This window comes from Pseudomonas berkeleyensis (assembly GCF_014109765.1).
Classification (GTDB): Bacteria; Pseudomonadota; Gammaproteobacteria; order Pseudomonadales; family Pseudomonadaceae; genus Aquipseudomonas; species Aquipseudomonas berkeleyensis.
This window is the reverse complement of sequence record NZ_CP059139.1, coordinates 1,203,074-1,216,324: the sequence shown is the minus strand read 5'-3', so window position 1 is coordinate 1,216,324 and position 13,251 is coordinate 1,203,074. Positions and strand designations below refer to the sequence as shown.

Annotated in this window: 12 protein-coding genes and 2 tRNA genes; 1 reads left to right on the top strand and 13 read right to left on the bottom strand. The window is 60.3% G+C overall.

What is annotated here, in order from left to right; genetic code table 11:
* Positions 1–8: 8 nt before the first annotated feature.
* The 10 genes from nusA to rlmE all read right to left on the bottom strand — a co-directional run bounded on the left by nusA (position 9) and on the right by rlmE (position 8,707).
* Positions 9–1,490: a transcription termination factor NusA gene (nusA, locus tag HS968_RS05595; protein ID WP_182370499.1), complete on the bottom strand. Its 1,482-nt coding sequence runs from the start codon at positions 1,488–1,490 to the stop codon at positions 9–11.
* A 102-nt stretch (positions 1,491–1,592) separates the two neighbouring features.
* Positions 1,593–2,051: a ribosome maturation factor RimP gene (gene rimP, locus HS968_RS05590; protein ID WP_106739012.1), complete on the bottom strand. Its 459-nt coding sequence runs from the start codon at positions 2,049–2,051 to the stop codon at positions 1,593–1,595.
* A 127-nt stretch (positions 2,052–2,178) separates the two neighbouring features.
* Positions 2,179–2,255, bottom strand: a tRNA-Met gene (locus tag HS968_RS05585).
* A 95-nt stretch (positions 2,256–2,350) separates the two neighbouring features.
* Positions 2,351–2,436, bottom strand: a tRNA-Leu gene (locus tag HS968_RS05580).
* 7 nt (positions 2,437–2,443) lie between these two features.
* Positions 2,444–2,821, bottom strand: coding sequence for a preprotein translocase subunit SecG (gene secG, locus HS968_RS05575; RefSeq protein WP_106739011.1), 378 nt, complete (start codon positions 2,819–2,821; stop codon positions 2,444–2,446).
* A gap of 3 nt (positions 2,822–2,824) precedes the next feature.
* The gene (gene tpiA / locus HS968_RS05570; protein ID WP_182370497.1) at positions 2,825–3,580 is read right to left on the bottom strand and encodes a triose-phosphate isomerase; all 756 of its coding nucleotides are present in this window, start codon (positions 3,578–3,580) and stop codon (positions 2,825–2,827) included.
* A 65-nt stretch (positions 3,581–3,645) separates the two neighbouring features.
* Positions 3,646–4,983: a phosphoglucosamine mutase gene (gene glmM, locus HS968_RS05565; RefSeq protein WP_182370495.1), complete on the bottom strand. Its 1,338-nt coding sequence runs from the start codon at positions 4,981–4,983 to the stop codon at positions 3,646–3,648.
* A gap of 156 nt (positions 4,984–5,139) precedes the next feature.
* Positions 5,140–5,991: a dihydropteroate synthase gene (gene folP / locus HS968_RS05560; RefSeq protein ID WP_182370494.1), complete on the bottom strand. Its 852-nt coding sequence runs from the start codon at positions 5,989–5,991 to the stop codon at positions 5,140–5,142.
* Positions 5,992–5,999: 8 nt separating this feature from the next.
* The gene (gene ftsH, locus HS968_RS05555; RefSeq protein WP_119694724.1) at positions 6,000–7,910 is read right to left on the bottom strand and encodes an ATP-dependent zinc metalloprotease FtsH; all 1,911 of its coding nucleotides are present in this window, start codon (positions 7,908–7,910) and stop codon (positions 6,000–6,002) included.
* A gap of 176 nt (positions 7,911–8,086) precedes the next feature.
* Positions 8,087–8,707 carry a 23S rRNA (uridine(2552)-2'-O)-methyltransferase RlmE gene (gene rlmE, locus HS968_RS05550; protein WP_179623994.1) on the bottom strand — a complete coding sequence of 207 codons (621 nt, stop codon included), beginning with the start codon at positions 8,705–8,707 and terminating at the stop codon, positions 8,087–8,089.
* A 90-nt stretch (positions 8,708–8,797) separates the two neighbouring features.
* Between rlmE and yhbY the strand changes: the two genes are divergently transcribed.
* The gene (yhbY, locus tag HS968_RS05545; RefSeq protein WP_106739005.1) at positions 8,798–9,109 is read left to right on the top strand and encodes a ribosome assembly RNA-binding protein YhbY; all 312 of its coding nucleotides are present in this window, start codon (positions 8,798–8,800) and stop codon (positions 9,107–9,109) included.
* A gap of 6 nt (positions 9,110–9,115) precedes the next feature.
* Here the strand turns inward: yhbY and HS968_RS05540 are convergent, their stop codons facing one another.
* Genes HS968_RS05540 through carB form a run of 3 tightly spaced genes read right to left on the bottom strand, consistent with a single transcriptional unit; the run spans position 9,116 to position 13,228 of the window.
* Positions 9,116–9,556 (bottom strand): DUF4149 domain-containing protein, encoded by a 441-nt coding sequence (locus HS968_RS05540; RefSeq protein WP_182370493.1) that lies wholly within the window; start codon positions 9,554–9,556, stop codon positions 9,116–9,118.
* Complete coding sequence (gene greA / locus HS968_RS05535) at positions 9,534–10,010, bottom strand: transcription elongation factor GreA (protein ID WP_119694727.1); 477 nt, start codon at positions 10,008–10,010, stop codon at positions 9,534–9,536. Before greA ends, HS968_RS05540 begins: the two co-directional genes overlap by 23 nt.
* On the bottom strand, positions 10,007–13,228 hold the full coding sequence (gene carB, locus HS968_RS05530) for a carbamoyl-phosphate synthase large subunit (RefSeq protein WP_182370492.1): 3,222 nt from the start codon (positions 13,226–13,228) through the stop codon (positions 10,007–10,009). Before carB ends, greA begins: the two co-directional genes overlap by 4 nt.
* Between the last annotated feature and the right edge of the window lie 23 nt (positions 13,229–13,251).

Below are 13,251 nucleotides of genomic sequence, written 5' to 3'. Positions count from 1 at the left end.
GCAACCGCTTATTCGAACCAGTGGGCTCGAGCGGCCATGATCAGCTTGCCGGCACGTTCTTCTTCGATGCCGTCGATGTCGAGCAGGTCGTCGATCGACTGCTCGGCCAGGTCTTCACGGGTAATCACGCCGCGCAGCGCGAGCTCGAGAGCCAGCGCCTTGTCCATGCCTTCCAGCTCCAGCAGGTCATCCGCTGGGTGGGCATCTGCCAACTTCTCCTCGTTGGCGATCGCCTTGGTCAGCAGACGATCCTTGGCCCGTGCACGCAGCTCATTGACGATGTCCTCGTCAAAGCCATCGATGCTGAGCATTTCTTCCATGGGTACGTAGGCAATCTCTTCGAGACTGGTGAACCCCTCTTCGACCAGGACTTGGGCCAGTTCTTCGTCGACTTCCAGCTCGTCGATGAAGGACTGCATGATGTCGCCGGTTTCTGCCTGCTGCTTGGCCTGGATGTCCGATTCGGTCATCACGTTCAGCGTCCAGCCGGTCAGTTGGCTGGCCAGGCGTACGTTCTGACCACCACGACCGATGGCCTGGGCCAGGTTGTCTTCGCCAACGGCGATGTCCATGGCATGGGCATCCTCATCGACGATGATCGCCGCCACTTCAGCCGGCGACATGGCGTTGATCACGAACTGCGCAGGGTTGTCGTCCCACAGCACGATGTCGACACGCTCGCCGCCCAGCTCGCCGGAAACGGCCTGAACACGCGAACCGCGCATGCCGATGCAGGCGCCTTGCGGGTCGATACGCTTGTCTTTGGAGCGCACGGCGATCTTGGCGCGCGAACCTGGGTCACGGGAGGCAGCCTTGACGTCGATCAGGCCTTCGGCGATTTCCGGCACTTCGATGCGGAACAGCTCGATCAGCATTTCCGGCGCGGTACGCGACAGGATCAGCTGCGGACCACGGTTCTCGGTGCGGATTTCCTTGAGCAGTGCACGCAGACGCACACCAACGCGGAAGGTTTCACGCGGGATGATGTCTTCGCGGGCCAGCAGCGCCTCGGCATTGTTGCCCAGGTCGACGATGACGCTGTCACGGGTGACCTTCTTCACGGTACCGGAGATGATCTCACCCAGGCGTTCGCGGTAGGCATCGACCACTTGCGCACGCTCGGCTTCGCGCACTTTCTGCACGATCACCTGCTTGGCGGTCTGGGCGGCGATACGACCGAACTCGATGGACTCGATCTTCTCTTCCAGCACGTCACCGATCTTGGCCTTGGCCTCGACGGCTTGCGGCATGTCCTCGGTCACCTGATAGGCCGGATCTTCGAACTCGGACTCATCGACCACGGTCCAGCGACGGAAGGTTTCGTAACTGCCGTTCTGCCGATTGATCGACACTCGCAGGTCGACTTCGTCCTCAAAACGTTTCTTGGTCGCGGTCGCCAGAGCCAGCTCCAGCGCCTCGAAAATCACGCCAGCCGGTACACCCTTTTCGTTGGATACCGACTCAACAACTAGCAGTACTTCTTTGCTCATCGTACGCCTCGCCTTTCGCAATCCATTGGATTTGCGCAATCCGCGTTACCTGCGTCCCCGCATCAAATTGCGAGATCTACGCACCGACGCGGAATTCGCGTCTCAATCAAACCGGGGGATAATGTTGGCCTTGTCGATCAGATCGATCGGCAGCAGATATTCGTGGTCATCCACCTGCACCACCACGTCCTGCTCCTCCACACCACGGAGGAGGCCCTGAAAGTTGCGTCGACCATCGAAAGGCGAACGCAGCTTGATTTTTACCTGCTCACCGACATGCATCGCGAACTGTTCGAGGGTGAACAGCGGCCGATCCATGCCAGGAGAAGAAACCTCAAGGGTGTACTCCGAGGTAATTGGATCCTCGACATCCAGTACACCACTGAGCTGACGGCTGACGATCTCGCAATCGTCGATGAGGATGCCATCGGCTTTGTCGATATAGACACGCAGCAACGAATGACGCCCCTGCGACAGGAACTCGATGCCCCAACACTGATAACCGAGTGCTTCGATTACCGGGGCCAACAAGGCCTGCAACTGTTCTAGCTTGCTCGACACTTAACGGCCCTCGCGCATGCTGTGCAAATAAAAAATGGGCGAAACGCCCATCCCTTCAACCCACCCAATGCAGGTGGACGATATCTTTCAGCTAACAAAAAGCCCCTGAAAAGGGGCCTGCTGAAACTGGTTGCGGGGGCTGGATTTGAACCAACGACCTTCGGGTTATGAGCCCGACGAGCTACCAGACTGCTCCACCCCGCGTCAAAGCTGGGCCGGAATTATACGGCTGCCCCCAACAGGGGTCAACCAAGACTCCAGCAACAAGAAGGCCCGCAAACTGCGGGCCTTCTTGAGTATGGTACCGAGGAGGGGACTCGAACCCCTACAGCCTATGGCCACTACCACCTCAAGGTAGCGTGTCTACCAATTCCACCACCTCGGCAAAACGGTTACTGCTCTGGAGCCTCCGGAACATCCGACGCATCGGATGCTGGCGCTTGCTCTTCGAGCACCGGCACGTCTTCGACTGCCGGCTTTTGTTGAACTTCCAGAGCCGCTGGATCTGGCAGACCAACTTGAGTCAATCCTTCAGCTTTTTCTTTAGCAAAGTACGCTAAGCCCAAGCTAGTAGTGAAAAAAGCCGCGGCGAGTATAGCAGTAAACTTACTCAGAAAGGTAGCAGAACCTTGGCTTCCGAATACGGTTGCCGAAGCACCCGAACCGAACGACGCGCCAGCGTCCGCACCCTTACCCTGCTGCAACAGCACCAGTACCACAATACCGATCGCACCCAGCAGGTGCAGAACAACAATGACTGTTTCCAGCATTCTTCAGTTTCCTGCAGCGCGACAGATCGCACCGAATTCATCCGCATTCAGAGAGGCTCCACCCACAAGCCCCCCATCGATATCCCGCATACCGAACAACTCGGCTGCACTGGCGGCCTTCACACTGCCGCCATAAAGAATTCTCAGCCCACTCGCAACATCGGCACTCAGCTGCGCAACTTGCGCGCGAATGGCCGCATGCACTTCCTGAGCCTGCTCAGGCGTAGCGGTCAGCCCAGTACCAATGGCCCAGACCGGCTCGTAGGCAACCACAGCATTTACCAGCGACTCGACACCCAGAGCATCGATCACCGCAGCCAACTGGCCACCTACTACACCCAGCGTTGCATTCGACTCACGCTGCTCGCGGGTCTCGCCGAGACAGAGAACAGGGATCAACCCCGCCGCCTGCACCGCTGCAAACTTGCGAACGACCATCTCATCGCTTTCGCCCAGAATCAGACGACGCTCGGAGTGGCCTACCAGCACCAGCTTGCAACCGCCATCGACCAACTGGCTTGTCGCCAATTCGCCGGTCAAGGCACCCTGCTCAAGCTGCGCCGCACAATCCTGCGCCCCAACCTGCACCGCACCGTCAGCCAGACCATCGACGACCTGAGCGACATGCAAACTTGAGGGGAACACCGCGACATCGACATCAGCAGGTAACACCTGCCGACGCAACCCTTCGATCAGCTCTGCGACGCTGGCGCGGGTACCGTGCATTTTCCAGTTACCGGCGACCAAGGGGCGACGCATGTTTTACCTCGTCGATCAAAGAGGGCGCAGATGTTACCCAAGAGCACCCTCGGTAGCAAGCTCAATCAAGCACAGACTTCAGCAACAATCTTAGCCAATTCATCGGCATAGCTGCGCACCTGGCCCTCATCATCACCCTCGACCATTACCCGCACCAGCGGCTCGGTACCCGACTTGCGCAACAGCACGCGACCACGGCCAGCCATGCGCTCGGTTACGCGTGCACAGGCCTCCTTCACGGAAGGGTGCTCCAGCGGATCGGCCGCACCAGCCAGGCGCACGTTGACCAGCACCTGAGGACACTTCTTCAGAGCCGTGCGCGCCTCCACCAGCGTCTGCTGGCGACGCTTGAGCGCCATCAGCACTTGAAGCGCAGCGATGATCGCATCCCCCGTGGTCGTGTGCTGGAAGCACACCAGGTGCCCCGAATTTTCACCACCGAGCAACCAGTTGCGCGCCAGCAGCTCAGCGATCACATAGCGATCACCGACCTTGGCACGCACAAAGGGAATGTTCAGCTCGGCCAGCGCCAGCTCCAGCCCCAGATTACTCATCAAGGTACCGACTACACCGCCGTGCAAGCGACCACGCTCCTGCAGATCACGCGCAATGATGAACAGCAGCTCATCACCATCGACCATCGCACCATACTGATCGACCATCAGCACACGATCAGCATCACCATCGAAAGCGATACCCAGATCAGCGCCGTGCGCCAGAACCTCAGCTTGCAAGCCCGCAATATGCGTCGAGCCACAGCCATCATTGATATTGAGACCATCAGGCTGCGCCGCCATCACCTTCACTTCGGCGCCCAATTCACGGAACACGCTGGGCGCGACCTTGTAGGCGGCGCCATGAGCGCAATCGACGACGATCTTCAGGCCCTTGAAGCTGGTACCGCTGGGCACGCTGCCCTTGCAGAACTCGATATAGCGACCCGAGGCATCGTTGATGCGCGAGGCCTTGCCGATACCGGCCGATTCGACCACGGTCATCGGCTGATCGAGCAGCTCTTCGATCATCAGCTCCACATCATCGGGCAACTTGGTGCCCTCACTGGAGAAGAACTTGATGCCATTGTCGTCATGCGGATTGTGCGAGGCACTGATGACGATACCGGCATCAGCCTGGAAGGTACGGGTCAGATAGGCAATTGCCGGCGTCGGCATCGGGCCGAGCAACTGCACATCAGCACCGGCTGCAGCAAGTCCAGCCTCCAACGCGGACTCGAACATATAGCCGGAAATGCGCGTGTCCTTACCGATCAGAATGCGGCACTTGCCCTGCTTACGAAATGCCATACCCGCCGCCCAGCCGAGCTTGAGCATGAAATCCGGGGTAATGGGAAACTGCCCGACGCGCCCCCGAATACCGTCGGTGCCGAAGTACTTTCTAGCCATAACGCTTTCCTTGTTAGCAGGCTGCTGAAAAACTACCTGCGTTGTCTGGCCGTTGTTAAAAACAGCCTCAAAATGCTCATTTACAGCGCGTAAACTGCGCTTTCTCGGCTGTTTTTGCCTAGGTCAGACTGCCTCGCCTACGTTTTCAACAGCCTGCTAGTGCGCCGCGTCAACCGCAGCGATCATGCGCACCACATCGACCGTTTCGGCAACATCGTGCACACGCAGAATATGTGCGCCCTTGGTCAGGGCCAGCGCGGCCAGCGCCAGGCTGCCATAGAGCCGCCCACCCACCTCATGACCGAGCACCTTGCCGATCATGCTCTTGCGGGAAACGCCAACCAGAAGCGGTCGACCCAGCACAGAGAGCCGATCCATATGCTTGAACAGGGCGAGATTGTGCTCCAGGGTCTTGGCAAAACCAAAGCCTGGATCGAGCACCAGCCGCTCGGCGGGGATACCGACGGTCGCACAGGCCGCCATGCGCTCGACGAGGAAGTCACGCACCTCGACCAGGATGTCCGGATACTCAGGGTTGTCCTGCATATTGCCGGGCTCGCCGCGCATGTGCATGAGGCACACGGGCAAACCGGTGTCGGCAGCCGCATCCAATGCACCGTCACGTTGCAGGGAACGCACGTCATTGATTAAGCCAGCGCCAAGCCGCGCGGTTTCACGCATGACCGCGGGCGTGGAGGTATCCACGGAAATGATCACGTCCAGCTCACGCGCAATGGCCTCGACCACAGGCGCAACACGCTCAAGCTCCTCGACGGGGGAGACTACCCGCGCACCAGGGCGAGTGGACTCGCCGCCGACATCGATCAGCGTAGCGCCAGCGGCAACCATATCGGCAGCATGACGCAGCGCCGCATCGCGCTGAGCGAAGCGGCCACCATCGGAAAAGGAATCGGGCGTGACATTGAGAATACCCATCACATGCGGACGGGACAAATCAAGAAGCCGGTTGCCACAGGGCAACCGGCTCGGGTGTAGCGTTTGAGACATATGAAACCTTAGTGCTCGGCAGCCGGGCCGCCGATTGGCTTCTCGGGACGAGGCGTCTCGTCGACTTTCGGTTGCGGCGTACCGGAATCACCATCACCCCAACCGCGCGGCTCGCGCGGTACGCGGCCATTCATGATGTCGTCGATCTGCTCGGAGTCGATGGTCTCGTACTTCATCAGCGCTTCAGCCATGGCATCGAGCTTGTCGCGATTCTCCACCAACAGCTTCTTCGCAGTGGCATAGCACTCGTCGATGATGCGGCGAACTTCCTCGTCGATCTGCTTGGCCGTCTCGCCAGAGACGTTGCTGGCCTGGCTGCCCATGCTGCGTCCGAGGAACACCTCACCCTCTTCCTCGGCATACATCAGCGGACCGAGTTTCTCCGACAGGCCCCACTTGGTGACCATGTTCTTGGCCAATTGGGTAGCACGCATGATGTCGTTGGAAGCACCGGTAGTGACGCCATCGAAGCCCAGGGTCATTTCTTCGGCGATACGACCACCGAACAGCGAGCAGATCTGACTGGTCAGCGCACGCTTGCTCAGGCTGTAACGATCCTCTTCCGGCAGGAACATGGTCACACCCAGCGCACGACCGCGCGGGATGATGGAAACCTTGTAGACCGGATCATGCTCGGGCACCAGGCGACCGACGATGGCGTGCCCCGCCTCGTGGAACGCAGTGTTGAGCTTCTCCTTGTCGGACATGACCATGGTCTTGCGCTCGGCGCCCATCATGATCTTGTCTTTGGCCAGTTCGAATTCCTTCATCTCGACCAGACGCTTGCCGGCACGAGCGGCGAACAGCGAGGCCTCGTTGACCAGGTTGGCCAGGTCGGCACCGGAGAAGCCCGGCGTACCACGTGCGATAACGGCCGGCTGGACGTCGTCACCCATCGGCACTTTGCGCATGTGCACTTTCAGAATCTGCTCGCGGCCACGAATGTCCGGCAGACCGACCACTACCTGACGGTCGAAGCGGCCCGGGCGCAGCAGCGCCGGGTCGAGTACGTCCGGACGGTTGGTCGCAGCGATGACGATGATGCCGTCGTTCATTTCGAAGCCATCCATCTCAACCAGCAACTGGTTGAGCGTCTGCTCACGCTCGTCGTGACCACCGCCCATGCCGGCGCCACGATGGCGACCCACGGCGTCGATCTCGTCGATGAAGATGATGCATGGCGCGTGCTTCTTGGCTTGGTCGAACATGTCACGGACGCGGGAAGCCCCCACGCCGACGAACATTTCCACGAAGTCGGAACCGGAAATGGTGAAGAACGGTACTTTCGCCTCACCGGCAACGGCCTTGGCCAGCAGCGTCTTACCGGTACCCGGCGAGCCGACCATCAGCACGCCGCGCGGGATGCGGCCACCCAGGCGCTGGAACTTGCCTGGATCGCGAAGGAATTCCACCAGCTCGCTGACCTCTTCCTTGGCCTCGTCGCAACCAGCGACGTCAGCGAAGGTGGTCTTGACCTGGTCTTCGGAGAGCAGGCGCGCCTTGGACTTGCCGAAACTCATCGGCCCACCCTTGCCGCCAGCACCGCCCTGCATCTGGCGCATGAAGAACATGAACACCGCGATGATCACCAGAATCGGGAAGCTGGCCACCAGCAACTGAGTCCAGATGCTCTGCTGCTCAGGCTGTTTGCCCTCGATCACCACATTGTTGTCGATCAGATCACCGATCAGGCCACCGTCCTGGATCGCCGGACGGATGGTCTTGAAACCTTCGCCGTCGGTGCGCTTGCCGGTGATCACGTAGCCGTCGACGGTCACGCGCTCGACGCGCCCTTCCTTGACCTGCTCGATGAATTGCGAGTAGCTCAGCGTCTGTGGCTCGCTCGGACTGGAGAAGTTGTTCATCACGGTGACCAGTACGGCCGCGATGATCAGCCACAGGATCAGATTCTTTGCCATGTCGTTCAATTAGCTACCCTCTGAAGCAGGCCTCGTGGCGAAGCGAGCTTCCCATGACGACCAATGATATACCGACCTAACTTACACCAAACGCCCGCTTCTGGCAGGCACCGTCTGTAACCCTTTATGAGGTTTCGACGGTTGAGACCTGCCCAGAGACCGCCAGTTTCCTTGTCCTAACCGCGAAAACCGCGGGCCAGCAAATATTGTTCGCGGGAACGATCACGCGACGACAGCGGTTTACGCATCTGCACCTTGTCGAACGTCTCACGCACCTGCTTGTGATAAGCGTCAAAACCTTCGCCCTGGAAGATCTTGATCAGAAAATCGCCGCCCGGACGCAACACGCGGCCGGCCAGATCCAACGCCAGCTCGCACAGATACATCGCACGCGCCTGATCGGCGGTTCTCACCCCACTCATATTGGGGGCCATGTCGGAAATAACAAGGTCGACCGGATTTTCGCCGATGGCCTCGAGAATTCGCGCGAATACCGCATCGTCGGTGAAATCGCCCTGAATGAAGGTGACATCGGGGATGCTGTCCATCTCCAGAATGTCGGAGGCGATCAGCCGCCCCTTGTCGCCGATCACCCGGCTGGTCACCTGCGACCAACCGCCAGGCGCGGCGCCAAGGTCGACCACGGTCATGCCGGGGCGCAGGATGCGATCCTTCTCCTGGATTTCCAGCAGCTTGTAGCTGGCGCGCGAACGGTAGCCGTCCTTCTGCGCCATCTTCACGTAAGGATCGTCGAAATGTTCTTTCAGCCAACGCTGGCTGGTCTTGGAACGTGCCACTGAAACCTCTGACTCAACGGGTCATGAATAACTGCGCGGGCTCGGGTAAGATAGGCGCCGTTTTCCAGACCGAATTAGGTACTAACGATTATGCCGCTCACTCAAGAGCAGAAGAAACAATTCAAATCTATCGGCCACCACCTGAAACCTGTATTGATCGTGGCTGACAATGGTTTGACCGAGGGCGTGCTGGCCGAATTGGATCGAGCACTGAACGATCACGAGCTGATCAAAGTGCAGCTGCGCCTCGCCGAACGCGAAGATCGCCAGGCCGCCATCGGCGCACTGTGTGAAGCCGGACGTGCCGAGCTGGTACAGAGCATTGGCAAGGTGGCGATACTCTATCGCAAGAATCCCAAGCCGAACCGCAACCTCTCCAACGTCATCCGCTACCAGGGCTGATTACCCTCAGCCCTGACGCTCTCGACCGGGCACGGGCTGTAGCACCAGCAACAGCCCGGAAAACGCCATCACCAGATAGCTGAAGCGTAGCCAGTAACTGGCGTCCTCCAACAGCTTCGGCGCCAGCCAATAGCTGAATGCCATGAGTGCGACGGTCAGCAACAGCTGACCACGCATGTCCCGCCACAGGCTGGCGAATCCCTCGCAACGCAACAGCACCGCACTCTGTAGGCCGACGCATACAGCCGTCAAAGCGACCAGCAGCGGCACCAGATGCGAGGCAATTTCCTGTACCAGCAAAGGCGCCAGGCCGAACTGGCCGATGGCCGGCAGCATGACGAACTGCCATGTCCACAAGCCGCCCACCCATAGCGGCAGGGCCAGCTGCCAGGCCATGGCAGCCGGCTTCGACGCGCCCTGCAACCTAGATGTGGCGGACTTCGACAATCTCGTACTCAACCAGGCCGCTGGGAGTCTTCACCGCCACCACATCACCCTCGCTCTTGCCCACCAGGGCACGGGCGATAGGCGAGCCAACGGACAGCTTGCCCTGCTTGATGTCGGCTTCGTCCTCACCCACGATCTGGTAGGTCACGCTTTCATCGGTCTCGACGTTGGCGATTTCCACCGTGGTACCGAAGATCACTTTGCCAGTGTGCTCGATGGTGGTGACATCGATGATCACGGCGTTCTGCAGACGGCCTTCGATATCACGCACACGTGCCTCGACCATGCCCTGCTCTTCGCGGGCGGCATGGTATTCGGCGTTTTCCTTGAGATCACCCAGCTCGCGAGCCTCGGCGATCGCCTGACTCAGTGCGGGGCGACGCACCTTGGTCAGGTGCGCCAGCTCTTCTTCCAGGGCGCGAGCGCCCTGGACGGTCATGGGATATTTGTTCATGCCTTGATTCCTGCATGCAGATCCTGCAGCCGGCGCACGGTTTTCTCCGGGCCGAACTTGAGCGCTTCACAGACCGCCTGACCAGCCGCGATGGTGGTGGTGCAGTAGATCTTGTGCTGCAGGGCGTTACGACGGATCGAGTAGGAGTCAGCAATCGACTGACGCCCCTCGGTGGTGTTGATGATCAGGGTCACTTCATCGTTCTTGATCATGTCGACGACATGCGGACGACCTTCGGTCACCTTGTTCACCCGGCGTACTGGCAGACCAGCAGCCTCGATCACCTTGGCAGTACCAGCAGTGGCGACCACTTCGAAGCCCAGCGCAACCAGGTCGCGGGCGACCTGAACAGCTTCCGGCTTGTCGTCTTCGCGCACGCTGATGAACGCGCAACCGGAGTTCGGCAGGATCTCGCTGGCACCCAGCTGAGCCTTGGCGAAGGCTTCGCCGAAGGTGTCGCCAACGCCCATGACCTCACCGGTGGATTTCATTTCTGGGCCGAGGATCGGGTCGACGCCCGGGAACTTGGCGAACGGGAACACCGCTTCCTTCACGCTGAAGTACGGCGGGATGATTTCCTCGTTGTAGCCCGCTTCGGCCAGGGATTTGCCAGCCATGACGCGAGCAGCGACCTTGGCCAGGGATTCGCCCACGCACTTGGAAACGAACGGCACGGTACGCGAGGCACGCGGGTTCACTTCGATGACGTAGATGTCTTCACCCTGAACGGCCATCTGCACGTTCATCAGACCAACGACGCCGAGCTCCAGGGCCATTTTCTTGACCTGGTCACGGATCTCGTCCTGGATGTGCGCCGGCAGCGAGTATGGCGGCAGCGAGCAAGCGGAGTCACCGGAGTGCACGCCGGCCTGCTCGATGTGCTGCATGATCGCGCCAATGACAACGCTCTCGCCGTCGCTGACCGCATCCACGTCCACTTCGATGGCGCAGTTGAGGAAGCGATCCAGCAGCACCGGGCTGTCGTTGGAGACCTTCACCGCTTCACGCATGTAGCGCTTGAGTTCTTCTTCCTGGTAGACGATTTCCATCGCCCGGCCGCCCAGTACGTAGGACGGACGCACCACCATCGGATAACCGATGTTCTTCGACAGCGCCAGAGCCTCGTCTTCGCTGCGTGCGGTGGCGTTGGCCGGCTGGCGCAGACCGAGGCGCTGTACCATCTGCTGGAAACGCTCGCGGTCTTCGGCGCGGTCGATGGCCTCGGGGCTGGTGCCGATGATCGGTACACCCGCCTCTTCCAGCGCGCGGCAGATTTTCAGCGGAGTCTGACCACCGTACTGGACGATGACGCCTTTCGGCTGCTCGACGCGGACGATTTCCAGTACGTCCTCCAGGGTCACCGGCTCGAAGTACAGGCGATCAGAGGTGTCGTAGTCAGTGGAGACGGTTTCCGGGTTGCAGTTGACCATGATGGTCTCGTAACCGTCTTCACGCATGGCCAGCGCGGCGTGTACGCAGCAGTAGTCGAACTCGATACCCTGGCCGATGCGGTTGGGGCCACCGCCGAGGATCATGATCTTGTCACGGCTGCTCGGGTTGGCTTCGCACTCTTCCTCGTAGGTCGAGTACATGTAGGCGGTGTCGGTGGCGAACTCAGCGGCGCAGGTATCCACGCGCTTGTACACCGGCAGCACCTTGAGCTTGTGGCGATGGGCACGCAGGCTCTTCTCGGAAACGCCGAGCAGCTTGGCCAGGCGCGCATCGGAGAAGCCCTTGCGCTTGAGCTTGAACATCAGATCGCGGTCGATGGCCGACAGGCCCAGGGTCTGTACGGTGGCCTCGTCCTTGATCAGATCTTCGATCTGTACCAGGAACCACTCGTCGATGCGGGTCAGCTCGAATACTTCGGCAACGGTCTTGCCGGCGCGGAAGGCATCGGCCACGTACCAGATACGGTCGGCGCTGGGCACGGTCAGCTCACGGCGCAGGGTGCTTTCGGCTTCCGGATCGTTCAGGTCGAGCTTCGGATCGAAACCGGCAACGCCGACTTCCAGGCCGCGCAGGGCTTTCTGCATGGATTCCTGGAAGGTACGGCCGATGGCCATGACTTCGCCGACGGACTTCATCTGGGTGGTCAGGCGGGCGTCGGCTTTCGGGAATTTCTCGAAGGCGAAGCGCGGCACCTTGGTCACCACGTAGTCGATGGCCGGCTCGAACGACGCCGGGGTACGACCGCCGGTGATGTCGTTGCTCAGCTCGTCGAGGGTGTAACCGACAGCCAGCTTGGCGGCGATCTTGGCGATCGGGAAGCCGGTGGCCTTGGAAGCCAGCGCCGAGGAGCGCGACACGCGCGGGTTCATCTCGATGACGACCATGCGCCCGGTGTTCGGGCAGATGCCGAACTGCACGTTGGAGCCGCCGGTTTCCACGCCGATCTCGCGCAGTACCGCCAGCGAGGCGTTACGCAGGATCTGGTATTCCTTGTCGGTCAGGGTCTGGGCCGGAGCAACGGTGATCGAGTCGCCAGTGTGCACACCCATCGGGTCGAAGTTCTCGATGGAGCAGACGATGATGCAGTTGTCCTTCTTGTCGCGGACCACCTCCATCTCGTATTCCTTCCAGCCGATCAGCGACTCGTCGATCAGCAGCTCGCTGGTCGGCGACAGGTCGAGACCGCGGGCGCAGATTTCTTCGAACTCTTCACGGTTGTAGGCGATGCCGCCACCAGTGCCGCCCATGGTGAAGGACGGACGGATGATGCACGGGAAGCCAACCTTCTCGAGCACGCCGTAGGCGTCTTCCATGCTGTGTGCGATACCCGAGACCGGGCAGGCCAGGCCAATGTCCTTCATCGCCTTGTCGAAGCGCGAACGGTCTTCAGCCTTGTCGATGGTGTCGGCGTTGGCGCCGATCATTTCGACGCCGAACTTCTCCAGCACGCCATGGCGCTCCAGATCCAGCGCACAGTTCAGCGCGGTCTGACCACCCATGGTCGGCAGCAGGGCGTCCGGCCGCTCCTTCTCGATGATCTTGGCCACGGTGGCCCACTTGATCGGCTCGATGTAGGTGGCGTCGGCCATGGCCGGGTCGGTCATGATGGTGGCCGGGTTGGAGTTCACCAAGATGACGCGGAAACCTTCTTCCTTCAGCGCCTTGCAGGCCTGGGCGCCGGAGTAGTCGAACTCGCAGGCCTGGCCGATGACGATGGGGCCGGCGCCGAGGATCAGGATACTTTTGATGTCTGTACGTTTTGGCATGGTCTTCTCGAATTCTCTGCTCG

What these genes read in the sequence shown, in the direction of transcription:
- nusA (WP_182370499.1), bottom strand. Translation starts at nt 1,490, where the DNA reads ATGAGCAAAGAAGTACTGCTAGTTGTTGAGTCGGTATCCAACGAAAAG.
- secG (WP_106739011.1), bottom strand. Translation starts at nt 2,821, where the DNA reads ATGCTGGAAACAGTCATTGTTGTTCTGCACCTGCTGGGTGCGATCGGT.
- tpiA (WP_182370497.1), bottom strand. Translation starts at nt 3,580, where the DNA reads ATGCGTCGCCCCTTGGTCGCCGGTAACTGGAAAATGCACGGTACCCGC.
- glmM (WP_182370495.1), bottom strand. Translation starts at nt 4,983, where the DNA reads ATGGCTAGAAAGTACTTCGGCACCGACGGTATTCGGGGGCGCGTCGGG.
- folP (WP_182370494.1), bottom strand. Translation starts at nt 5,991, where the DNA reads ATGTCTCAAACGCTACACCCGAGCCGGTTGCCCTGTGGCAACCGGCTT.
- ftsH (WP_119694724.1), bottom strand. Translation starts at nt 7,910, where the DNA reads ATGGCAAAGAATCTGATCCTGTGGCTGATCATCGCGGCCGTACTGGTC.
- yhbY (WP_106739005.1), top strand. Translation starts at nt 8,798, where the DNA reads ATGCCGCTCACTCAAGAGCAGAAGAAACAATTCAAATCTATCGGCCAC.
- greA (WP_119694727.1), bottom strand. Translation starts at nt 10,010, where the DNA reads ATGAACAAATATCCCATGACCGTCCAGGGCGCTCGCGCCCTGGAAGAA.
- carB (WP_182370492.1), bottom strand. Translation starts at nt 13,228, where the DNA reads ATGCCAAAACGTACAGACATCAAAAGTATCCTGATCCTCGGCGCCGGC.